Source organism: Nanchangia anserum (assembly GCF_015240065.1).
Classification (GTDB): domain Bacteria; phylum Actinomycetota; class Actinomycetes; order Actinomycetales; family Actinomycetaceae; genus Nanchangia; species Nanchangia anserum.
In genome coordinates, this window is record NZ_CP060506.1 from 632,839 (window position 1) to 655,330 (window position 22,492).

Here is a 22,492-nt window from a genome sequence, read left to right on the forward strand (position 1 = left end):
GCGCGGATATGTCGATGGTCGGACATAGTCTCATCCCAAAATTCCCCGGAGAGGGGAGTTTTCCCGAGACCAGCCCTGCCCGGCGCGATGAGCGCAGTGACGTAAGGAGACGATCGTGGCGAAAAAGACCTCAACCCGCAACCTGCGCGAACCCGTGACTGATCGCGACCGTGCGCTCGAGATGGCGCTTGCCCATATCGACAAGACGTTTGGCAAGGGATCGATCATGCGCCTGGGGGAGGAGACCAAGCGATCGATCCAGGTCATTCCGACCGGCTCGATTGCCCTTGACGTCGCCCTCGGCGTCGGCGGTCTGCCGCGCGGGCGCATTATCGAGATCTATGGGCCCGAGTCCTCCGGTAAGACCACGGTGGCGCTGCATGCGGTGGCTCAGGCGCAGAAGCAGGGAGGGAACGCGGCGTTTATCGACGCCGAGCACGCCCTCGATCCCGACTACGCGAAGAAACTCGGCGTCGATACCGACGCACTTCTCGTGTCCCAGCCTGACACGGGCGAGCAGGCGCTCGAGATCGCCGACATGCTCGTGCGCTCGGGCGGCATAGACCTCATCGTCATCGACTCGGTCGCCGCGCTCGTGCCCAAGGCCGAGATCGAAGGCGAAATGGGGGACTCCCACGTCGGTTTGCAGGCCCGGCTCATGTCGCAGGCACTGCGCAAGATGACGGGTGCGCTCTCGGCGACGGGAACGACGGCGATCTTTATCAACCAGCTGCGCGAAAAGATCGGTGTGTTCTTTGGGTCTCCCGAGACGACAACCGGCGGCAAGGCTCTGAAGTTCTACGCGTCGGTGCGCATCGACGTGCGCCGCATCGAAACCCTCAAGGACGGCGCGAACCCGGTCGGGAACCGGACGAAGGCCAAGATCGTCAAGAACAAGATGGCCCCGCCGTTTAAACAGGCCGAGTTCGACATTCTCTACGGTCAGGGCATTTCGCGTGAAGGCTCACTCATCGACCTTGGCGTCGAGTGCGGGATCATGCGCAAGTCGGGATCGTGGTTCACCTACGGTGACGATCAGCTGGGACAAGGTCGCGAAAACGTCAGGAATTTCCTCAAAGATAATCCCGAATTGGCCGATGAGATCGAGGAGAAGATTCTCCGCGAGGTCGGCATCATCGCCGACGACGCCGAAGCCGGCGACCAGGCACACACCGACGACGACGCAGCAGCCACGGGCGAATAGTGGTCTCTTACGCCGATCCTGAGTACGAGGACACCTCGGCGGCTCGGCGGCGTCGACGCACCGACGTGGCCAGGCGCCTTGCCGAGCGACGCGCCCACAACGCTGGTCTTGAGGGGCAGGCGGGCATCGATGCGGCGCGCGAGGCGGCGCTCACCTTGCTCGATCGCCAGGATCGCTGCACCGGCGAATTGCGCACGAAGCTGCGGGAGCGTGGCTATCGGTCCGAGGTCATCGAAACAGTCCTCACCCGTTTGGTCGAGGTGGGAATTGTCAACGACCGCGCCTACGCTGAGGCGCTCGCGCGGACCCGGTTTCGCGATCGCGGTCTCACGGGTCCGGCGCTCGTCGCCGAGCTGCGCAAGAAACACGTCGACGAGCAGTTGATCGGTCCAGCGTGTAAGCAGATCGAGACCGAAGAAGCCGCAGAGCGCGCGCGTGAACTGGCGCGCAAGAAGATGGCGACCTGCCGCGGTTTCGACCGCCAACGCGCGTGGTCGCGATGTTCGTCCTACCTGGCCCGGCGCGGCTACGCTCCCTCGCTGGTCCGCGAGGCCGTCAGCACGGCGTGGGACGAGATCACGGATACGCTAGACGAATGACCTCGACGATGACTGACGCCGCTGTTCTTCTCGACGCTTGCCGCGAGCGCGGATGGAGCCTGGCGACGGCCGAGTCGCTCACGGGTGGCGGCGTGTGTACGGCACTGACCGACGTAGCGGGGGCCTCGGACGTCGTTCGTGGGGGCGTTGTCGCCTATCGGAGTTCACTCAAGGCTCGTCTACTCGGCGTCGATCGGTCGCGTTTGGAGGAGGCGGGCCCCGTTGATCAGGTGGTTGCCGAACAGATGGCCCTGGGGGCGATCGAGGCGACAGGCGCCGATGTCGCCATTGCGACGACGGGCGTCGCCGGCCCGGGCCCCGCTGACGGCTACGACGCCGGGACGGTTCACATCGCGGTGTCCGCTCCCTGCGGTGCCGCACACGTGCTGCTTCATCTGGACGGCACTCGCGCCGAGGTGCGCGAGCAGACCGTGGGCGAGGCGCTGCGTCTGGCCTACGCGGTGGTCACGTCGTCCAACGCGTGAGCAAACAAACCCGAGCCGAGCTTCGGCTCGAACCACGTCGATTTCGGCGGCATGATCTCGCCGCGATCGGCGATGGTCATGATCGTCTCCATGGTGACGGGCGGGATCGTGAAGGCCGCGCCGCCGGAGGCATCGGCGGCAGCGACGAGCGGCGCGAGTCCGCGGATGCCGCCGACGAAGTCGATCCGCGAATCGGTGCGGGGATCGACGATGCCGAGGACCGGCTCGAGCAGCAGATCGTGGAGGAGGCTGACGTCGAGATCGTCGGCACCCTCGCGATCGGGGGTGGCCGGCGCGGTGAGGACGTACCACGTTCCACCGACATACATGCCAAACTCTCGTGGTGCGCGGGGGCGGACGGGATCAGCCGAGGCGGTGACACGGAAACCGGCCTCGCGCGCGGCGGCGACGAGGCCACAGGCATCGAGGTCGCCGAGGTCGGTGACGACACGGTTGTAGTCCATGATGTGCAGCTGGTCGCCCGCGCACGCGACGGCGAGGACGTAGTCGTGAGGACCCGCGCCGGCGCCGCGCGCGCGACGCTCGAGGCCAACCTTGACGGCTGAGGCGGCTCGGTGGTGGCCGTCGGCGATGTAAAGGCGATCAAGTGCCGCGAAGGCCTCACGGATGGCAGCGATGTCGTCGGCGTCGCTGACGCGCCACAACTCGTGACGGACTCCCTGCGGATCTGCGACGTCGACGTCGGCTGCGTCGCGGACATAGCGGTCGATGATCGCCGCCAGCGCCGGCGACGGACGGTGAGCGAGCCAAATTGGTTCGGTGTGGGCGTCGACCGTATCGAAATGGGTGATGCGGTCGCGTTCCTTCTCGACCAGCGTCACCTCGTGACGTGCGATTGTGCCGTCGAGGTACTCATCGATCGACGCACACCCCACGATGCCAACCTGGCTACGGCCGTCTTGATGCTCGCGGTAAATCGTGTAGGTCGGCGCATCGTCGAGAACGAGAATGGACTCGGCCAACCACCGGCGCCACGTCTCACGCGCCTGCGCGTGGACGGCCGGGGCGTGCATATCGATCTCGGGAGCGACGTCGCCATCGGCGCGAACAACGTGGAGATAGCTGTAGGGATTGGCGGCACCAAGCGCTGTGGCTTCCTCACGTGAGACGACGTCGTAGGGGAGAGACACCATCTGCTCGGCCAGGCCGGGGGCCGGACGCACGGCACGGAATGGGGCAAAGACGCTCATGAGTCGGACCTTCCTCAGGTGGGCTTCTCGGGGGAAGCCTAACAAGCTCGCCCCGAGTGCTTCGGCATCGTCCGTCGACCGGTTCGCTCACCCACTCTCTAACCCAGGCGCAGCTGCATCTATGACTCTAGACTGGGCCTATGTATCGAGCGCTCGCGCGCCACGTGGCGAGGTACCCCAAGCGGATCATTGCCGGCTGGATGCTGCTTGTCGTCGTCACCGCTTCCATTGCTTTGTGGGGATTCGGTACCCCGCTGTTCGATCGGCTTCACTCGGATCTGCCGCAGGCCCAGACCTCGCAGTCCTACCGTGGTAACGCCATCATGGAGAGCGAGCAAGCCAGTAGCTATTCCATCGTTGCGGGACTCGATCATCTCGATCTCGGCGACGACCCTGCCCGCGCCCGTGAGATGCGCGCGCGCGCGGCAGCCGGTGGAGCGGGTGCCGCGGCCCCACCAGCTGGCGCTTTCCCCCGTCTGCAGGCCCTCGACGATGCGCTCGGCCCCCAACTCGATCGCATCGCACACATGGACGGGGTGAGCCAGGTCGCCTCGGTGTTTCACCCCACGCTCGCCGCCCTGGACCCGGCCACCGACGAACTCGTCAACGACGCGGGAACCCACGCCGCCATCATCGTGACGGTTAACGCCGATGACGGCGGGGGAGTCATCGGCGCACGCGGGAAAGCCCGCATCGATGCGGTTGAGAAGGCGCTTGACGATTTGCAGCCGCGGCTACGCGACGTCGTCGGCGACGACGCGAGCGTCTCGGTAACACATGCGCGGTTGCTCGAGTCGACGTCGATCGCCGAGCTCAAGCGTGACCTCGTTGTCTCGGAATCGATCGGTATCCCCGTGTCGATCATCATCCTTGTCCTCGTATTTGGCGGAGTGCTTGCCGCACTCATGCCCGCGGCCGGGGCAATCGTCGCCATCTCGACGGCGCTCGCGGTCATGCTCGGGATGACCTATATCGGCGAGCAGCAGTCTTTCGCCGTCAACGTCATCTCGGTGCTCGGACTCGGACTCTCCATCGACTACGGCTTGCTCATCTTGTCGCGTTACCGCGAGGAGCTGCGAGCCGATGCTTCTGGTACGGCGCTCGTGCTCCCCGGCATCGCACCGGCACGGCAGCGCTACGTGCGCCCGCTCGAGGCCACCCTCGCGTCGGCCGGGCGGACCGTGTTGTTTTCGGCCATCACCGTCGCCGTGTCTATTCTCGGCATGCTCGTGTTCGAGCCCAATCTTCTGCGCTCCCTCGGCGTGGCCGGGGTGAGCGTCGTCGTCCTCGCCGCCGCCTGCGCCCTCACCCTCGTTCCCGCCCTCGCTTTCCTCGCCTCGGCCCGCCTTGCGCGCCCGTCGCGCTGGCGCCTGCTGCGGCTGGTCGGTCCGCAACTGGAGGGGCAGCGTGATCCCGCCCGCTCGCCGTGGTACCGGTTGGGACGCACGGTGAATCGGCATCCGTGGCCGTTCCTCCTCGTCTCCGTCATCGTCCTGCTCACGTGCGTTATCCCGGTCGGGCACCTGCAACTGCGCAATTCCATGCTCGAATTGCTCTCGGCGTCCAATCCGCAGCGGATCACTCTCGAGAAGTTCTCTGACGTCGAGGCCATGGCGACGACGCCCATCACGATCGTCGCCCGCGCCGATGACCCGGACGAGGTGAGGGCGTGGGGTGAGGACATCGCCACATGGGATCACGTTCGTCAGGTCAGCGAACCGCGCCCCATCGGCGACGGGTATCGCTACATGCGCGTCTCGCTCACCGACGATGATCGTGGTTCCCCCGAGGCCGAACAGCTGGTGACGCGCATCCGCGAGCACGTGCCCAAGGGGATGACCGTGTACGTCACCGGGCAGGCTGCACAGCAACACGACTTCGTCGCGGCGCTCGCACGCGGATTACCGGGCTGCCTTGCCATCATCATGGGGGCGACTCTCATCCTGTTGTTCGCCATGACGCGCTCGATCATCGTGCCGATCAAGGCACTGGTCATCAATTCGCTGTCGCTCGTGGCGGCATTGGGGATCTGCACGTGGGTCTTCCAAGACGGTCACGGCGTCGCTCTGCTCGGCGCTCCTCAGCTCGGGGGACTGGAATCCTACGTCGTCGTCATGATGCTGTGCATCGGGTTCGGGTTGTCGATGGATTACGAGGTCTTTCTGCTGGCTCGAATGCGCGAGACCTACGTCATCACCGGCGACAACGACCGGGCGGTCGTCACAGGGGTTTTTCACTCCGGGCGTATCATCACCTCGGCCGCCGGCATTCTCGTGTGCGTCTTCTTGGCGTTTTGCACGTCGTCGATGATCGCGCTCAAGCAGGTGGGATTCGTCATGGCGGTCGCGGTCGTCTTGGATGCGACCATCGTGCGGCTGTGCCTCGTTCCCTCGCTCATGACCCTGTTCGGGGCCCTGAACTGGTGGGCGCCGCGGTGGTTGCATCGAACCTCCCCGCACGAGACTGCGCTGCGCGGCGAGGAGTGGGATACCGTCTCACACGACGCCGAGGGGACATCGCGCGTGCACCGTGGCTAGGCTAGCCCCGTGGAATCGACGTTAACGCGCCCTCGGACCTATCACGTGCGCACGCTTGGGTGCCAGATGAACGTGCATGACTCGGAACGGATGGCCGGTCTGCTCTCGGCAGCCGGATACGTGCCGGTCGATAGTGTGCCCGAAGCGGTGGCTCGGGCGACTCCGGCGGGCGATGGAGGAGCCGACGTCGTCGTCATCAACACGTGTTCGGTTCGTGAAGCCGCTGCCACCCGCCTCTTCGGCAACCTCGGGCAGTTGGCCGAGGTCAAGCGTTCTCGTCCGGGCATGCAGATCGCCGTGGGCGGCTGCCTGGCCCAGCAGATGCGCGAGCACATCGTCGAGCGCGCCCCCTGGGTCGACGTCGTCTTCGGAACGCACAACATCGACGTGCTGCCGGTGCTGCTCGAGCGATCGCGGCATAACGCGGCCGCCGCCGTCGAGATCGAAGAGGCCCTCAAGGTCTTTCCATCGACGCTGCCCACGAAGCGCGAGTCGGCCTACGCGGCGTGGGTGTCGATCTCCGTGGGATGCAATAACACGTGCACGTTCTGCATCGTGCCCTCGTTGCGTGGCAAGGAACGTGATCGTCGTCCCGGCGACATCCTTGCCGAGGTCGAGGCGGTTGTCGCCGATGGTGCCATCGAGGTCACGTTGCTGGGCCAAAACGTCAACTCCTACGGGGTGGGCTTCGGTCAGCGCGGTGCGTTCGCCGACCTGTTGCGCGCCTGCGGGCGGATCGAGGGATTGGAACGGGTACGCTTCACGAGCCCGCACCCGGCGGCGTTCACCGACGACGTCATCGACGCGATGGCGCAGACGGACAACGTCATGGAGTCGCTGCACATGCCGTTGCAATCGGGGTCTGACGCCATTTTGCGGGCGATGCGGCGTTCCTACCGGCGCGATAAATTCCTGGGAATCCTCAGCCGGGTGCGCGAGCAGATGCCGGATGCGGCGATCACCACCGACATCATCGTCGGATTCCCGGGCGAAACCGAGGAGGACTTTCAGCGCACGCTCGACGTCGTCGAGGAAGCCCGGTTCACGTCGGCCTTTACGTTCCTCTATTCGCCGCGCCCGGGCACTCCCGCCGCCGATCGCGAAGACCAGGTGAGCCCGGAGGTCAAGCAGGAACGCTACATGCGTCTCATTGAGCTGCAAGAGCGTATTTCCGCCGAGAACAATCGCGCGCTGCTCGGACGCACCCTCGACGTACTCATCGCCGAGGGAGAGGGACGCAAGGACGGCGAGACGAACCGCGTGTCGGGGCGTGCCCGCGACAACCGCCTGGTCCACGTCGGTCTGCCCGATGACCTCGCCGCCGAGCAGCGGCCGCGGCCGGGCGACATGGTGAGTGTGCGGGTGACCCACACGGCCCCGCACCACCTCGTCGCCGACTCGGCGTTCGACGGGGACTATCACCTGCGGCGCACGCGCGCCGGTGATGCCTGGGCCGCCCGACAGGGCGAGACCGGGTCAGCCGGTGGCGGGGTCTCGCTGGGAATGCCGAGCGTGAGGACACAGTGACGGTCCCGATCATCGCCTTCGTCGGTCCGACGGCCTCGGGAAAGAGCGAGTGCGCCCTCGACTTTGCCGAGTCACTGGGACGTGACGCGACCGAACTCATCGGAGCCGATGCGTTTCAGCTCTATCGCGGCATGGACATCGGTACGGCGAAGACCCCACTCGAGCAGCGCCGCGGGATCGTTCACCACCTCATCGACGTCCTCGACATTGACGAGGAGGCATCCGTCGCCGCCTATCAGACTCAGGCGCGCGCTGCCGTCGATGACATCACTCGGCGCGGACGCGTCCCGCTCGTGTGCGGGGGATCGGGACTCTACGTGCGTGCCATGCTCGATCACCTGGAGTTTCCCGGCACCGATCCGGCCCTTCGCGACCGGATCGAGCAGTGGGGACGCGAGCATGGTGCCGCCGCTCTACACCGGCGTCTGGCCGCGGCAGATCCCGTTTCGGCGACGCGCATCGACCCGGCGAACACTCGCCGCGTCGTGCGTGCGCTGGAGGTGTGTGAGCTGACCGGGCGTCCCTTCTCGGCTACGTTGCCGAGCTACACCTACGTACGCGCGGCGATCCAGGTCGGGCTGCGCTGGGACCGCGCCGTCTTGCGCGATCGAATCGAGCAACGCGCGCTCAAGATGGTCGAGGCGGGTTTCCTCGACGAGGTGCGCGATCTCGCCTCGCGCGGGCTGAGCGAGGCGCCGACGGCAGTGCGTGCGACCGGCTATCGCGAGGCGCTAAGCGTCCTCGCCGGCGAGCTCCCCGAGGCCGACCTCGCCGCGGCGATCGCTCAGCAGACGTGGAAACTCGCCCGACGCCAGATCACGTGGTTCCGCCGCGATCCGCGCATCACGTGGCTCGATGGCGAGGATCCCCGACAACGCGATGAGCTATTCGCTCGCCTCAGGCGAGATCTCGACGAGTGGCGAGGACGCGAAAACCGCGCTTAGAGGCAATGCGCTGCGTGGGGAACCCCTGCTCGGTGAGCCAGGCGGCCATCGAGTCGGCCCCCAGGTGGCGTCCCATGACGAAGTAGGCGATGCCGTCGGGTGTGAGCAGCGAGAACCATGTCGTCAACAGGGTGCGCAGCTCATCCTTGCCGATGCGCACCGGGGGGTTAGACCAGATGGCATCGAAGCGGATCCCCTCGGTGCGGGCGCGTTCGCATGCCTCGGCCGCATCCCATACCTCGATGTCGACCCCGGCGCGGCGAGCGTTGTCGCGGGTGAGGTCGAGAGCGCGGGCCGTGACGTCGACCGCCCACACGTGTGCGTCCGGTTGACGCAGGGCTGCGCTGATGGCGATTGGTCCCCACCCACATCCGAGGTCGAGGACACGTCCGGACGGAGGAGTGGGCACGGCATCGAGGAAAACGGCGGTGGCCTTGTCGAGTCCCGATGCCGAAAACACCCCGTCGGCGCCGACGAGATCGAGGGTGCGGCCCGCGAGGGTGACGTGCAGCGGGTGTTTATCCTCGGCAGCGGCGGGACGACGGTCGCTAAAGTAGTGAGAGGTCACGCCTGCCAGCCTAGTGGGCCGGGCCCGGCTGAATCGAGGACGTCGACGGAAGGACGATAGGTGCCCGAGCAGGTTGATAATTCGCCCGTGCCAGGCGACGAGCGCGCCTGGCGCATCGCCCAGCGGGTACTGTCGCGCGAGGGGACCGCACTGAACGCGCCAGAAGACGCGACCAGTGCCGGTGACCTCGACTGGGACGAGCGCACGTCTCTCAGCCGCGTGGCGGGCCTTCACCACGACGCCACCGATATCTCCGAGGTCGAATATCGCCAGCTTCGCCTCGAACGCGTCTTTCTCGTCGGGCTGGCGAGCACGGGAAGTGTCGAGGATGCCGAGATCTCCCTGCGCGAATTGGCCGCGCTGGCTGAAACGGCGGGATCCCAGGTACTCGGCGGCGTCGTCCAGCGCCGGCGCACCCCCGACCCCGCCACCTTTATCGGTTCGGGCAAGGCCCGCGAACTCGCGTCCCTCGTCGCCGATGAGGGGGCGGACACCGTCATCGTCGACTCCGAACTCCACCCCTCCCAACGTCGCGGTCTCGAGGACGTCGTCAAGGTCAAGGTCATCGATCGCACGGCCCTCATCCTCGACATCTTTGCCCAGCACGCGCGCTCGCGCGAAGGCAAGGCCCAAGTTGAACTCGCCCAGCTCACCTACCTGCTGCCGCGCCTGCGCGGGTGGGGCGAGTCGATGTCGCGTCAGGCGGGTGGCCGCGTCGCCGCCGGTGCCGGCATCGGATCGCGCGGTCCGGGGGAGACGAAAATCGAACTCGACCGGCGCCGAATCAATCAGCGCATGGCAAAACTGCGCCGCGAGATCGCCCACATGAAGCGCCACCGCGAGACCTCGCGCGCAACCCGGCGGGCACGCGCTGTTCCGGCGGTAGCCATCGCCGGATATACGAACGCCGGTAAGTCCTCGCTGCTCAATCGGCTCACCGGTGACGACGTCCTCGTTCATAACGCGCTGTTTGCCACGCTCGATCCGACGGTGCGCCACGCGCGTACCCCAGATGGGCGCGACTACACCCTCACCGATACGGTCGGATTCGTTTCGCGCCTGCCGCACGAACTCGTCGAGGCCTTCCGCTCCACGCTCGAGGAAATCGCGGAAGCCGACGTCATCGTCCACGTCGTCGACGCGGCCCACCCCGATCCGCTCGCACAGATCCGCGCCGTCACCGATGTGCTCGCGACGATCCCCGGCGCGAGCGAGATTACGTCGATCATCGCGCTGAACAAGGCCGATCTCGCCAGCCCCGTTCAACTGGCCTCACTGCGCGCACACCTGGGGCGACACGTTGTGTGTTCGGCACTGACGGGGCAGGGGATCGACGAGCTGCGCGCGCTCATCGCCGAGGCGCTGCCGCGACCCCACGTTCCGATCGACGCGCTCATTCCCTTTTCCCATCTCGACCTCGTTTCCCGGCTTCATACCGAGGGTGAGATCGACACCGAGGACTACACCGAGCAGGGCGTACACATCGTCGGACGGGCCCGCCCCGACCTCGCCGATGCCCTGCGTGAGGCGAGGAGGACCCCGTGAGCGAGGCACGCTCAACAGCGACACGCCTGCTCGAGGCCTGTCGCGAGCAGATGAAGGGCGAGTACCGCGCCGGCCAGGAACGCATGTGCGAGGCGATCGCTACCGCCGTCGACGCCAACCGTCACATCATGGTGCAGGCGGGAACGGGAACGGGAAAAAGCCTCGGTTATCTCGCCGCGGTGCTGCCAGCTGCGACCGAGGGACGACGCGTCGTCATCTCGACGGCGACGAAAGCCCTCCAACGCCAACTCGTCACCAAAGACATCCCCATGGTCTCTGGCGTCGCGGCCAGCCTCGACATGCCCGTCCCCGACGTGGCGGCGCTCAAGGGGTGGTCAAATTACGCGTGTGTGTACAAGCTGCGCGCCGGCGAGGACGACGGTGGGTTATTCGAGGTCGCCGATGCCCGTGAACCCGGATCACGCATGGGTAAAACCGTCGTCAAGATTCGCGCATGGGCTGAGGAAACGGACACCGGCGACCGCGACGATGTGCCCTTCACCGTCTCGGATAAAGCCTGGCGGTATGCGTCGATATCGCCGCGCGAATGCCCCGGCGACCACTGTCCCCTCGCCGCCGAGTGCTTCCCGCGGCGTGCCCGCGCCCGAGCGCTCGCGGCCGATGTCGTCGTCACCAATCACGCGCTGCTGGGCGTCGACGCGTTCAGTGATTCCCACCTGTTGGGCGACGTCGATATCGCCGTCATTGACGAGGCCCACGATCTCATCGACCGGATTCGCCAGGCCGCGTCGGCGCAGCTCACGCCCGCCGAGATCACCTCACTGGCCGCGCGGCTGGCGCGCGGCAAAGTCGTCGGCACCGATGATCTGCGCGAGGGCGCCAAAGCTCTGCGCGAGGCCCTGACCGGGGCGGGAGAGGGGCTGCTGACATCGATGCCGGAGGCGCTCGGTGCGGCACTGGGAGAGCTTGCGACGACCGCAAGCACCCTCATGGAGGACATCCCCACGGGCAAAGACGCGACGGCGACGGACCGAACGAATCGATCCCTCCTAGCCGACCTGCGCGAGGCCATCGAGCATATTCGGCGGGCGCGAATGGACGACGATGCGCTGTGGGTGTCGATGTCGAAGGACGAACCGCACCTGAACTGCGCGCCCATTGACGTCGCCCCCGATCTGGCTCGGACGCTGTTGGCCGAGACGACCACGGTGTTCACGTCGGCGACCCTGGCACTCGGTGGGAGCTTTAAGGCCGTGGCGGCTCAGATTGGACTACCGCTGAGCGGTGCACGCTACGACTGCCTCGACGTCGGCTCACCGTTTCCCTATGCCAGTCAGGGCATCACCTACATCGCCGCGCACTTGGAACGCCCCGGCCGCTCGGGGCTCTCGGATGAGGCCATTGACGAATTGCTCGCGTTGGCAAAGAGCAGCGGCGGGGGGATGCTCGGGCTGTTCTCTTCCCACCGCGCCCTGTCGCAGGCGGCCGAGGCAATGGGCGACCTCGATTTTCCCGTCTACGTCCAAGGCGACGATCAGCTTCCCACGCTCGTGCGTGCGTTCACGCGCGAGACGAATTCGTGCCTGCTGGGAACCCTGTCGCTGTGGCAGGGCGTCGACGTGCCGGGCCTGACGTGCCGTCTCGTCATCATCGATCGCATCCCCTTCCCTCGCCCGGACGATCCGCTCATCCAGGCCAGGTCTCAGGCCGTCGAGGCTATGGGTGGTTCGTCGTTTCAACAGGTGTCGCTGACCCACGCGGCGCTCCTTCTCGCGCAGGGCGCCGGTCGCCTCATCCGCAGCCAGGACGATCGCGGCATGGTGGCGATTCTCGATTCGCGACTGGCGCATGCGCGCTACCGCGGCTACCTGCGCAAGAGCCTGCCGGGCCTGTGGCCGACGGAGGACGCCGAGATCGCGCATGCCGCGCTCAGCCGCCTGGCCGCGACGCTCGCGACGGACGAGGGATGATAGTCCTCGTCCATACCGTCAACAGCTCGTAGACTGGGAGTGTTATGGCGCGAGCAGAAACGAGGTTACCGATGTCGACAGAACGCGCGGATACCCTGTACCCCACGCGGCGGCTGCGTCCGTCAAAGATTTCCATCGTCGGTGCCGGTGCCGTCGGCACTGCCCTCGCGTACGCCTGTGTTATCAAGGGCGTCGCCCGCGACGTCGTCCTCTACGACATCGCGAAGGACCGCGTCGAGGCCGAGGCCCTCGATATAGCCCACGGCATCCAGTTCACCCCGGTGGGGTCGATCGTTGGCTCCGACGATGTCGAGGCCATGCGTGATTCCGACATGATCATCATCACCGCCGGCCCCAAGCAAAAGCCGGGCCAGTCGCGGCTGGAGTTGGCCGGCGCGACCGCGGCGATGCTCGAGAAGATGATCCCCAGCCTGCTGAACGTCGCCCCGGACGCCCTCTACCTCATGGTGACGAACCCCGTTGACGTCGCCACGTACATTGCCTTGAAGATCTCGGGACTGCCCCGCACGCAAATCTTCGGCTCGGGGACGGTGCTCGACACCTCGCGGTTGCGCTACCTCGTCTCCCAGGCCACCGGCGTGGCCGTGCGCAATATCCACGCCTACATTGCCGGCGAGCACGGCGATTCCGAGGTTGCCCTGTGGTCGTGCGCCGAGATCGGCAACGTCCCCGTCTCGCGCTGGGGTGCGACCGCGGATGGGCGTCCCTTTGACGACGAGATCCGTTCGGACATTGCCCACCAGGTCGTACGCTCGGCCTACACGATCATCGACGGCAAGGGGGCGACCAACTACGCGATCGGTCTGGCCGCGTCGAACATCATTAACGCCGCGCTGCGCGACGAGGAACGCGTATTGACGATTTCGACTCTGCTCGACGGCTGGGCGGGGATCTCCGGGTGTGCATGGCGGCCCCGACCATCGTCGGGATTGAGGGCGCCGGGCGCGTCCTCGAGCCGCCGATGACGCTGGACGAGCGCGAGGCGTTGAGTGCCTCGGCGCTCGCGCTGCGTCACGTGACGGCCGATCTCGGCTACTGATTACAGCGCGCGCATGACGGTGACGACGCGACCGAGGATGGTGGCGTCGTCACCGGGAATAGGTGCGTAGGAGCTATTGCGCGGATCGAGCCAGCGGTGCCCGTCGCGCGTGGCTAGCACCTTGACCGTGGCCTCGCCGTCGATCATTGCGGCGACGATTTCGCCGTTGTTGGCCGTTGGCTGGGAACGGATGACGACGAAGTCCCCGTCGCAGATGGCCGCATCGATCATCGAGTCGCCGCGCACCTCGAGCATGAATAGCTCGCCCGACCCCGTCAGCTGGCGCGGCAGCGTGACGACGTCGTCGACGTGTTGGTCGGCCGAATCGGGGCACCGGCAGCGATGCGGCCGACGAGGGGTACCTCGACGGCGCCCTGTCCGTCGCTGGTGCTGGTCGGCAGGGGGATCGTCACGATATCGGCGTGGTGAGGCGACGCCGGTTCCGGATCTTCGGTGGCGAGCAGTTCAATGGCGCGAGGAGCGCCGGGAACCCGCCGGATGAGACCGGCGTCGACGAGGATATCCATGTGGTACTTCGCGGTTGCCGGTGAGGTGACGCCGATCGCCTGCGCGAGTTGGCGCAGACTCGGGGCGAAGCCGTCGGCGGCTACGGCGCGGGCGATGGCCAGATACGTGGCGTAGGTCGTCGGTCGGCGACGCTTGAGGTCGGCCAGAATCGGTGAGGCCATGAGATAACCCTTCCCAAGATGTCGGCGGTGGATGCAACGCTAGTTCCAGAGTAGAAAACACCGCGCCGTTCGGCAAACGTATGTTCGATTTTCCTCCCCGTGGTACTTGAAACCGTGGCGATGTCGCGCTAGCCTATCGAACAGACGTTCGCCGAACGGACGTTCGACGGAAAGGTAGAAGAGATGGCGACTTCCCACGTGATGCCTCCATTGGTTCCGGCTCACTCGGATACCCGGCGCCCGCATCTGCGCGTGATTCCCGGTGGCCTCGAAGAGCGGCGAAGCAGCGCCGACGTGTGGGGTCCGCGCGAAGCCATCCTGCGTGCGCGACAGCGTGAGGTGTTGGCGCGGCAGCAACGGGCTGTCGGATCCCCGGTTGAGCCTCGCGAGGCGACGCCACGACGGCCCGTCGTCACGGTGCTCGCCTCCATCGCGTTCCTGATGGGGTGCGCCGGCATTGGGTGGGTCGGCGGGACACTGCTGGCTCCGGACGCTCCCGAGGCCGGCGCGGTCTATACGGTCCACGACGGCGACACGCTGTGGTCGATTGCGCAGCGCACCACTCCGGGACATCCCGAAGACGGGGCCGAGGCCATTCGTCAGCTCAACGGAATGGAGAGCTCGAATATCGCGGCGGGTCAGCAGATTCGGTTGCCCCGCTGATGGCAGAGCGCGTGCTTGCGGGCTGCGCGGGGGATGTTTACGCTAAAACGACATCTCGTCACCGTCAAGGAGTCCGCGTGCACTGCCCGTTTTGCCAGCATCACGATTCGCGCGTCATCGACTCGCGCAGCGCCGAAGAGGGTAATGCGATCCGGCGCCGCCGTGAATGCCTGGCGTGCCACATGCGGTTCACGACCATCGAGACGGCGGCGCTCACGGTGCGCAAACGCTCCGGTGTCGTCGAGCCGTTTTCGCGCATCAAGGTCGCCGCGGGGGTGCGCAAGGCGTGCCAGGGTCGGCCGGTGACCGACGATGATCTACAGGTCCTCGTCGGCCGTGTCGAAGAGTCGCTGCGCGAAACCGGCAAGTCCCAGATCGATACGCAGGCGATCGGGCGGGCGATTCTCGAGCCGCTGAAGGCTCTGGATGTCGTTGCCTATCTGCGCTTCGCCTCGGTGTATTCGTGTTTTCAGGGCCTCGACGACTTTCAAGCCGAGATCGACGCCCTGCGCGACGAGACGGGCTCAGGCGTTCGCTGAGTCCAGCTCGAGCACGCGCAGGCGGACGGTTTCCGTCATCGCGCGCAACGCGGCGACGGTTTCGACGGGCAGTTCCGAGGCGATATCCGTCAGCGCGTAGCCGACTTCGGCCTGGGTGCCGAGGATCTGGCCGTTGATGTTGACGCCCTGGGTTGCAAACGTCTGGTTGACGGCAGCCAGCACACCCGGCATGTTGCGGTGAATGTGGCAGAGGCGGTAGCGGGCGTCGGGGTTTGCCTGCAGTGTCAGGTTGGGAATATTGACCGACATCTCGGTGATGCCGCGAGTCCGATAGTCGACGATCTTGCCGGCGACGAAGCGACCGATATCGTTTTGCGCCTCGAGTGTCGACCCGCCAATGTGCGGGGTCAAAATGACGTTATCGAGGCCGACGAGGGGAGAGGTAAACGGGTCGCCGTTCTTCTTCGGTTCGCTGGGTAGACGTCGACGGCGGCTCCGGCGAGGTGGCCGGACACGAGATGGCGACGCAGGGCCTCGATGTCGGCGACGAAGCCGCGCGCGAGATTGATGAACAGGGCGCCGTCCTTCATCTGGGAGAATTCCCGCTCGCCAAAGAAGTCCCGATTGGTTTCGCGCCCGTCGACGTGAAGGCTCACGACGTCGCTCATGCGCAACAGATCGTCAAGGGAGCCGAGCTTGACGGCGTTCCCCAGGGCGAGGCGGTCCGTGTGGTCATAGAAGACGACGTTCATCCCCATGGCCTCGGCGAGGACGGACAGCTGCGTGCCGATATTGCCGTAACCGACGATGCCGAGCGTCTTCCCGCGCACTTCGTGGGCACCCGAGGCCGTCTTTTGCCACTCGCCGCGGTGCAGCGCGGCGTTCTTGGCGGGGATGCGGCGCGTCAGCGAGATGATGTGACCGATGGCCAGCTCGACGACGGAGCGAGTGTTCGAATACGGAGCGTTGAAGATGGCGATTCCCGCGGCGGTCGCCGCATCGATATCCACCTGGTTCGTCCCGATGCAGAAGCAGCCGATGACGGACAGGCGCGGGCAGGCTTCGATGACGCGCCGCGTGACCGATGTCTTCGAGCGGATGCCGACGATATCGGCATCCGAGAGGGCATCGATCAGCTCCGATTCATCGAGAGCTCCCGAGATACGCTCGACGGTGATGTCGGCGTCGGCGAAGATGGGGTCGGCGGACGGGTGGGGATCCTCAAGCAGCACGGCTTTCGTCATACGGCCGATGGTTCCACATCTGGGCACCGTGCTCGCGCATGCCCGCTAGGTGGACCTAGTCGCGTAATCCGGCGGGGAGTCGGCCCGCGGTGACGATGTGTAGCCGCGTCGTCGGGCGGGTCATCGCGACGTAGAGGTCACCCGGGGAGGCCTCACCGATGGCCGCGGGATCGACGAGGACCACCGTGTCGAACTCGAGGCCCTTGCTGGCCCGGGCATCGCAGAGGCCGATGCGACCGGCGAGGGCGTCGGTGGCCCACCCCGTCGCGGCAGCGATGTCGGCCACGACGTCAGTAGCGGCGATGACGGCCAGCGTCCCGGCGCCGCTACCGAGGCGAGCGTCGAGTCTGGCGATTTCGTCCTCGACGATGGTACGCAGGTGAGCGGCATCGACGTCGGGAACGGTCGTGATGGTCAGTGCGTCGGCAACGTCGCGCACGGCGCGCGGGGCGTGCGGGGAGGGGTGGCCCGCAGCGCGGGCGACGCGTTCGGCGGCGTCCATGATGGTCGCCGGGGTTCGGTAGCACACGCTTAAGACGGCTTCGCCCCTCAGTGCGCGCGCCGCGGGACCGAGCAGGTCCGCCCATCTGTCGGCGCGGGTGGGGGCGTGGCGCTGAGCGAGGTCACCGACGACGGTGAGCGAGCGCGATGGACACCGACGCAGCAGGGCCTCCCACGCGAGCGGGCTCAGCTCCTGCGCCTCGTCGACGACGATGTGCCCGTAGGTCCACGTGCGATCCGCGGCGGCCCGCTCCGCCAGGGCATTTCCTCGCAGCGGAGCGCTGGCCCGATCGACGAGATCGGCGGCGCGGGTCAGCCCGTCCTCGAACCCCGCGTTGGCGAGGGTGTCGCGCGCCTGGGTGAGGGCGCGCTCGTTCTGGCGCCGCTCAAGTTCCGCCCGTCGTAAGGCACGGGGATCCTCGAATTCCCCCAAGGTTTCGCTGAGCTGATCGATGAGGACGATGTCGGCTTCGGTCAGCGGAGCGGAATACTCCCGAGCGATGGCGGCACGCTCATCGGCGCTGAGCAGGTCGCCGGCAACCTCTTCGAGCAGCGCGGGGCGGGCGAAGAGGCGGCGTAGGAAGTTCTCGGGGGTGTAGGGCATCCAGCAGAGATTGACCTCGCGGCGCACATCGCGATGAGTTCGCAGCTCCTCGCGCACCCAGCCGCGATCGGCATCGCCGAGATCCTGGCCCTGAGCGCGCGCGGCGCTGATATAGGACGTCGTCAATGCGGTGAGGATGTCGGCGACGAAGGCCGCACGAGCGCCGTTGTGGGTCGGATGATCGCGTCGGGCCCTCTCGATCGCCGTGGCGATGCGCGAGGGCTGCAGCGTCAGCTTCAGGCCGTCGATCTCGAAGTGCAGCGACGCCTTGGGGACACGCTCGAGTGAACGCGTGGCCGCGGCGAGGATGTCGACCCACCGCATCGACCCCTTGATGGCGGCGAGGGTGGGGGACTCCGTCGCCGTTGCGCGAAGTCCGGGGACGAGATCGCCTAGCGTCGTCGAGACGACCCCGGTTTCCCCCAGCGTCGGCAGCACCTGCTCGATGTAGCGCAAAAACGTCGCCGAGGGGCCGACGATGAGAACGCCCGAGCGGTTCAATCGCTCGGCTTCGGCGTAAAGGAGGTAGGCGGCCCGGTGTAGCGCCACGGCGGTCTTCCCCGTGCCCGGACCTCCCTGGACAACGAGGAGACCGCGAGTGTCGGCGCGGATGATTTCGTCCTGCTCGGCCTGGATCGTCGACACGATGTCGCCCATGCGTCCCGATCGCCCCTGAGATAGCGCGGCCATGAGCGCCCCCTCGCCCTGCAGGGTCAACCCCGACGTCGAGGCTGCCTCGACGTCGAACACCTCGTCTTCGATGCCCGTGACGCGCCGCAGCCGCGTGAGGAGGTGGCGGCGACGAACCAGTCCGGCGGGCTTTAGCGCGGTCGCTTGGTAGAAGGGGCGGGCGGCCGGGGCACGCCAGTCGATGAGGAGGGGTTCATGGTCAGCCCCGCTCAGTCCGACGCGGCCGATGTAGCGGGTGTCGGCATCGGCGGTGTCGAGGCGGCCAAAAACGAGGCGATCCTCGACGTTGTCGAGACGGTGAGCCTGGTCACCGTAGTGGGCGGCCTGGGCATCGCGCTCGGAGCGGTTCTGCGGCGAGCCGCCCGGTTGGGTGGCCGCGACGGCGCGCTGGCGAGCGCGATAGTGATCGCGGGTGGCGTCGAGGACGGCATAGATGTCGTCGACAACTCGCTGCTCGTGTGCGAGCTCTTCCTCGCGAGTGCCCATGTCGTCCCCCTTCTCGCGGCGCAAATCCGGGCATCTATTATTCGCGTTTTTTCGCTAGGAGGGTAGCCGGGTGGGTCCGCGGTACCTGCGTGAGGGGCGCGGGATAGGGTGGGAGCGAGAGAAAGGAGAGGCGATCATGGACCAGCCGACGTCTGCCCTGTACGAGCTTGGCCCGGGCGGCCAGGCCCGCGCGCCGTTTCTTCTCCACTATCTTCACGGTGCCCTCGATTCCGGTGACGCCGGGCGGTTGGCCGTGCGTCAGATCCTCAGTTCGATGCCGTGCCGACGCGTCGCGACGTTCTCGCCGGATGCCCTCATCGACTACCGGGCGCGCCGTCCGATCATCGAGATGACGAACTGGGTGATCTCTCAAACGCAGGATCCCTATATTGCCCTCGATGTCGTCGAGGACTATATGGGCCGAACGATGTTTGTGCTCCACGGCTCCGAGCCGGATGTCCGCTGGCAGGAATTTGCCGCCACCCTCGCCGACGTCCTGCGCTCACACGGGGTGACGATGACGGCGTCGCTCATGGGATTCGCCGCCACGTTGCCGCACACGCGCGCGACGTTCGTTCACCGCACGGGATCTTCTCCCGAACTCATTCCCGATCAACCCGCCCAGACCGGGCAGGTGACGATGCGGGCATCGATGGACCTCTACCTGCAGTCCTACTTGGGGCGCGTCGGCTTCGACTCGGTGGGGTTGGTCGTCGGGGTGCCCTATTACCTGTCCGAGATGGAATATCCCTCGGCCGCGGTGGCGTTGCTGGAAAAGGTCTCGGACATGACCGAGCTGTCGCTGCCGCTGGGCGATCTCGAGGCCTACGCGGCCTCGATGCGCACGCGTGTGGACGCCGCGATGGACGAGACCTCCGAGATCGCAGCCATCGTCTCTCAGCTCGAGCGCGACTATGACAACGAAATCTGGCACCCGAGTGGCGACGTCGAACAGGGAATGCCGCTGCCGACGGGTGAGGCACTGGCCCAGTCGCTCGAGGACTTTCTCGAGCACAACGACCGCCAGCGGGCGCGTCGCTTTGAAGCGGACGCTCCCGCACGACGCAGCCTGCGCGAGCGGTTGCGCAAACGCGGACGCCACGCGGCGGCAAAGGACCCTTCGACGACCGAGCATGATCCGTCAGCCCCGGGTCCGCAGGGGCGTCACCGCCGCGTCAGCGAGGATTAGCGATGTCAACGGCGCCGCGCTTGGGCGCAGCCCGGCGCGACTGGGGAACTGACGACTCGGCAACGCCGATCCTCCACGTCGACATGGACGCGTTCTTCGTCGAGGTCGAACTGCTGGATCGGCCCGAGCTGCGCGGGCGTGCTGTCATTGTCGGCGGCTCGTCTGCGCGCGGCGTCGTCTCCTCTGCCTCCTATCAGGCTCGAGCCGCGGGAGTCCACGCTGGCCAGCCGATTTCGCAGGCGCGTCGGCTGTGCCCCCAGGCCGTGGTGCTCGCGACCTCTCACGGCCGCTACGCGGCCTATTCACGTCGTGTCATGGATATTCTTGCCTCCTTCACCCCCGCAGTCGAGAAGGTGAGCGTCGACGAGGCGTTCCTCGACGTGTCGGGAGCGCGCCGGCTGTGGGGGAGCCCGGTCGAGATCGCCGCGGCGATTCGCCGCCGAATTCGCACCGAGGTCGGTTTGCCCGCCTCGGTGGGGATTGCGGCGACCAAGCTCGTCGCGAAGGTCGCCTCTTCCCACGCCAAGCCCGACGGAGTGCTGCTCATTCCCCAGGCCGCGTCGACCGACTTCCTTCACATGCTGCCCGTCGGCGCCCTGTGGGGTGTCGGCCCCGCGGCGCGTGCGCGCCTGGAGAGGCGCGGCATCCACACGATCCGAGATCTCGCGCACGAGCCGGTGGAGTCCCTGGTCTCGGTGCTCGGCGAGACGAGTGCGCACCGACTCCACGAGCTCGCCTGGGCGCGCGACCCGCGTCCGGTCGCGCAGCGCGAGCGCGAGAAGTCGATGGGAACGGAAACGACATTCGCCGACGATGTTGCCGACATCGAGGTTCTGCGCGCGTGCCTGCTCGACCAGGCTCACGCGACGGCGGCGCGGCTGCGAGCCGGACGCATGAAGGCGATGACGATTGCCGTGAAGATTCGCTTTGCCGACTTTACGACGCTGACGCGTTCGCACACCCTCACCCACCCGATCGATACCGGCCGTGAGATCGCCCGGATTGCCCACGATCTCATCGGACGCATTGCCATTCCCCGCGCCGGGGTGCGCCTCATCGGTGTACGTGCCGAGAACTTGCAACCGGTCGACGCCGGGTGGCAGCTGGCTATCTTGGATGACGAGCGTACCCACGCGGTGGAGGAGGCGATGGACGCGGTCTCGGCGCGTTTCGGAGCGCGCACGCTCACGCCTGCGCGGCTGCTGCGGGCGCGTGGGCGCGAGTCGGAATGAGGCCAGTCGAGTACGGGTAGACTAGACAGCGGTTGAGAGAGGAGGCCCACGGTGGCGCTTTCCGAGTACGAACGTCAGGTCCTCGAGCAGATGGAGGCCCAATTTCGGCCGACGCCCGTGCGCGGGGCACGCGTGAGTCCGCGCGTGTGGGCGGCCATGGTCGTCTTTCTCCTCGTCGGCCTCGTTCTCCTCGTCGTCGGAGTCTCGCTGCCGCACCAGCTGGCGAGCATCGCCGTCGCCGTCGTGGGCTTCGCTCTGATGGTGGCCGGGCTGTCGCTGCCGTTCTCACGGCTGGTAGCCACGCGGTCCTCGTCAGCCAAAGCCAAGCGCACGCGTTCGTCGTCATTTATGGATCGTCAACGCGATCAGTGGGAGCGGCGCAGCCGCCGCTAACCCCTCCACTTCGCTCCACCATCCGGCTTCTGCGGGCCGGATGGTGGTTTTTTATCGTTGGCTCTCTCGATTGACGGCGCGACGCCTCCACCGTCCTCCCTGCGTTTTGCCGCGCCATCGCCGGCAATTATTGGCGTTATGTGAGAAAAGAGGCCGTCGCACCTGTGGAGGTGGAGGAAAGTGGGGTAAAGTGGCGCGTATCGGATCGGCTGGGAGTGAGGAAGGAGGGGTGGTCGGATGTTTCTCGGCACCTACGAGCCGCGTCTCGACGCCAAAGGCCGCCTTATTCTTCCGGCGAAGTTTCGTGATCAGCTGGCCGACGGTCTCGTCATGACGCGCGGGCAGGAGCGATGTCTCTACGTGTTCCCCGCCGCGGAGTTCGAGCAGATGTACAACGAGTTGCGGCGTGCGCCACTGTCGTCGAAAGCCTCGCGCGACTACATCCGCGTCATGCTCTCGGGCGCATCCAACGACACCCCCGACAAGCAGGGGCGCATCGTTATTCCCCAGAACCTGCGTGCCTACGCCGGTCTCGATCGCGAGTTGGCGGTCATCGGTGCCGGCGCGCGCGTCGAAATCTGGAACGCGACGGCGTGGAGCGACTACCTGAGCGCCCAGGAGGAAATCTTCTCCGAGACCGGAGACGAGGTGGTTCCCGGACTGTTCTAGATCGCGACGTTCGGACTCGTT

At 66.6% G+C, this 22,492-nt stretch carries 17 protein-coding genes and 3 pseudogenes; 15 read left to right on the forward strand and 5 right to left on the reverse strand.

The features are described from left to right. The first annotated feature begins 115 nt into the window (after positions 1-115). The 3 genes from recA to H8R18_RS02925 are packed head-to-tail and all read left to right on the forward strand — an operon-like array spanning position 116 to position 2,288. Complete coding sequence (gene recA, locus H8R18_RS02915) at positions 116-1,204, forward strand: recombinase RecA (RefSeq protein ID WP_227712858.1); 1,089 nt, start codon at positions 116-118, stop codon at positions 1,202-1,204. Next, positions 1,204-1,803: a regulatory protein RecX gene (locus H8R18_RS02920; protein WP_191072371.1), complete on the forward strand. Its 600-nt coding sequence runs from the start codon at positions 1,204-1,206 to the stop codon at positions 1,801-1,803. The genes recA and H8R18_RS02920 overlap by 1 nt, the downstream gene beginning before the upstream one ends. Next, positions 1,800-2,288 carry a CinA family protein gene (locus tag H8R18_RS02925; RefSeq protein WP_191072370.1) on the forward strand — a complete coding sequence of 163 codons (489 nt, stop codon included), beginning with the start codon at positions 1,800-1,802 and terminating at the stop codon, positions 2,286-2,288. The genes H8R18_RS02920 and H8R18_RS02925 overlap by 4 nt, the downstream gene beginning before the upstream one ends. Here the strand turns inward: H8R18_RS02925 and H8R18_RS02930 are convergent. Further along, positions 2,258-3,499 carry a DUF1015 domain-containing protein gene (locus tag H8R18_RS02930; RefSeq protein WP_191072369.1) on the reverse strand — a complete coding sequence of 414 codons (1,242 nt, stop codon included), beginning with the start codon at positions 3,497-3,499 and terminating at the stop codon, positions 2,258-2,260. The genes H8R18_RS02925 and H8R18_RS02930 overlap by 31 nt on opposite strands. 140 nt (positions 3,500-3,639) lie before the next feature. On the opposite strand from H8R18_RS02930, the gene H8R18_RS02935 reads away from it, so the two are divergent. From H8R18_RS02935 to miaA, 3 genes are read left to right on the forward strand one after another with little or no spacing between them, the layout of a single operon-like run. Beyond that, positions 3,640-6,036: an MMPL family transporter gene (locus tag H8R18_RS02935; protein ID WP_191072368.1), complete on the forward strand. Its 2,397-nt coding sequence runs from the start codon at positions 3,640-3,642 to the stop codon at positions 6,034-6,036. 9 nt (positions 6,037-6,045) lie between these two features. Continuing rightward, entirely contained in the window at positions 6,046-7,563 is a 1,518-nt protein-coding gene (gene miaB / locus H8R18_RS02940) for a tRNA (N6-isopentenyl adenosine(37)-C2)-methylthiotransferase MiaB (RefSeq protein WP_338088384.1), read from the forward strand. Next, positions 7,560-8,507 (forward strand): tRNA (adenosine(37)-N6)-dimethylallyltransferase MiaA, encoded by a 948-nt coding sequence (gene miaA / locus H8R18_RS02945; protein ID WP_227712859.1) that lies wholly within the window; start codon positions 7,560-7,562, stop codon positions 8,505-8,507. The genes miaB and miaA overlap by 4 nt, the downstream gene beginning before the upstream one ends. Here the strand turns inward: miaA and H8R18_RS02950 are convergent. Next, positions 8,461-9,075 (reverse strand): class I SAM-dependent methyltransferase, encoded by a 615-nt coding sequence (locus H8R18_RS02950; protein WP_191072366.1) that lies wholly within the window; start codon positions 9,073-9,075, stop codon positions 8,461-8,463. The genes miaA and H8R18_RS02950 overlap by 47 nt on opposite strands. 60 nt (positions 9,076-9,135) lie before the next feature. Here H8R18_RS02950 and hflX point away from each other — a divergent pair, with 60 nt between their 5' ends. The 3 genes and pseudogenes from hflX (at position 9,136) to H8R18_RS02965 (ending at position 13,611) form a co-directional block, all read left to right on the forward strand. After that, positions 9,136-10,620, forward strand: a complete 1,485-nt coding sequence (gene hflX, locus H8R18_RS02955) for a GTPase HflX (protein WP_191072365.1) — start codon at positions 9,136-9,138, stop codon at positions 10,618-10,620. Beyond that, positions 10,617-12,551 carry an ATP-dependent DNA helicase gene (locus tag H8R18_RS02960; RefSeq protein WP_227712860.1) on the forward strand — a complete coding sequence of 645 codons (1,935 nt, stop codon included), beginning with the start codon at positions 10,617-10,619 and terminating at the stop codon, positions 12,549-12,551. The genes hflX and H8R18_RS02960 overlap by 4 nt, the downstream gene beginning before the upstream one ends. Positions 12,552-12,622: 71 nt before the next feature. Beyond that, positions 12,623-13,611: pseudogene (locus tag H8R18_RS02965) on the forward strand (L-lactate dehydrogenase). Here H8R18_RS02965 and lexA read toward each other — a convergent pair. After that, positions 13,612-14,300 (reverse strand): annotated as a pseudogene (gene lexA, locus H8R18_RS02970) (transcriptional repressor LexA). Positions 14,301-14,483: 183 nt separating this feature from the next. On the opposite strand from lexA, the gene H8R18_RS02975 reads away from it, so the two are divergent. Next, positions 14,484-14,963, forward strand: coding sequence for a LysM peptidoglycan-binding domain-containing protein (locus tag H8R18_RS02975; RefSeq protein ID WP_191072362.1), 480 nt, complete (start codon positions 14,484-14,486; stop codon positions 14,961-14,963). Between the two features lie 77 nt (positions 14,964-15,040). Further along, a complete protein-coding gene (gene nrdR / locus H8R18_RS02980) occupies positions 15,041-15,502 on the forward strand; it encodes a transcriptional regulator NrdR (protein WP_191072361.1) in 462 nt (153 codons plus the stop codon). On the opposite strand, the pseudogene serA reads toward nrdR, so the two are convergent. Both serA and H8R18_RS02990 read right to left on the reverse strand, forming a co-directional pair. After that, positions 15,488-16,707, reverse strand: a pseudogene (serA, locus tag H8R18_RS02985) (phosphoglycerate dehydrogenase). The gene nrdR and the pseudogene serA overlap by 15 nt on opposite strands. A 55-nt stretch (positions 16,708-16,762) precedes the next feature. After that, on the reverse strand, positions 16,763-18,988 hold the full coding sequence (locus H8R18_RS02990) for a HelD family protein (RefSeq protein ID WP_191072359.1): 2,226 nt from the start codon (positions 18,986-18,988) through the stop codon (positions 16,763-16,765). Between the two features lie 136 nt (positions 18,989-19,124). Here H8R18_RS02990 and H8R18_RS02995 point away from each other — a divergent pair, with 136 nt between their 5' ends. From H8R18_RS02995 to mraZ, 4 genes are all read left to right on the forward strand, one after another. Beyond that, entirely contained in the window at positions 19,125-20,177 is a 1,053-nt protein-coding gene (locus H8R18_RS02995; RefSeq protein ID WP_191072358.1) for a PAC2 family protein, read from the forward strand. Between the two features lie 2 nt (positions 20,178-20,179). Further along, complete coding sequence (dinB, locus tag H8R18_RS03000; protein ID WP_191072357.1) at positions 20,180-21,409, forward strand: DNA polymerase IV; 1,230 nt, start codon at positions 20,180-20,182, stop codon at positions 21,407-21,409. Between the two features lie 51 nt (positions 21,410-21,460). Next, positions 21,461-21,802, forward strand: coding sequence for a DUF3040 domain-containing protein (locus H8R18_RS03005; protein ID WP_191072356.1), 342 nt, complete (start codon positions 21,461-21,463; stop codon positions 21,800-21,802). Positions 21,803-22,039: 237 nt separating this feature from the next. Beyond that, positions 22,040-22,471: a division/cell wall cluster transcriptional repressor MraZ gene (gene mraZ, locus H8R18_RS03010; protein WP_191072355.1), complete on the forward strand. Its 432-nt coding sequence runs from the start codon at positions 22,040-22,042 to the stop codon at positions 22,469-22,471. Positions 22,472-22,492: the final 21 nt, after the last annotated feature.

Bases quoted from the DNA above. Each gene is read 5' to 3' on its own strand.
- H8R18_RS02975 (WP_191072362.1), top strand. From the start codon at position 14,484: ATGGCGACTTCCCACGTGATGCCTCCATTGGTTCCGGCTCACTCGGAT.
- mraZ (WP_191072355.1), top strand. From the start codon at position 22,040: ATGTTTCTCGGCACCTACGAGCCGCGTCTCGACGCCAAAGGCCGCCTT.
- H8R18_RS02995 (WP_191072358.1), top strand. From the start codon at position 19,125: ATGGACCAGCCGACGTCTGCCCTGTACGAGCTTGGCCCGGGCGGCCAG.
- H8R18_RS02925 (WP_191072370.1), top strand. From the start codon at position 1,800: ATGACCTCGACGATGACTGACGCCGCTGTTCTTCTCGACGCTTGCCGC.
- dinB (WP_191072357.1), top strand. From the start codon at position 20,180: ATGTCAACGGCGCCGCGCTTGGGCGCAGCCCGGCGCGACTGGGGAACT.
- H8R18_RS02930 (WP_191072369.1), bottom strand. From the start codon at position 3,499: ATGAGCGTCTTTGCCCCATTCCGTGCCGTGCGTCCGGCCCCCGGCCTG.
- H8R18_RS02990 (WP_191072359.1), bottom strand. From the start codon at position 18,988: ATGGGCACTCGCGAGGAAGAGCTCGCACACGAGCAGCGAGTTGTCGAC.
- H8R18_RS02935 (WP_191072368.1), top strand. From the start codon at position 3,640: ATGTATCGAGCGCTCGCGCGCCACGTGGCGAGGTACCCCAAGCGGATC.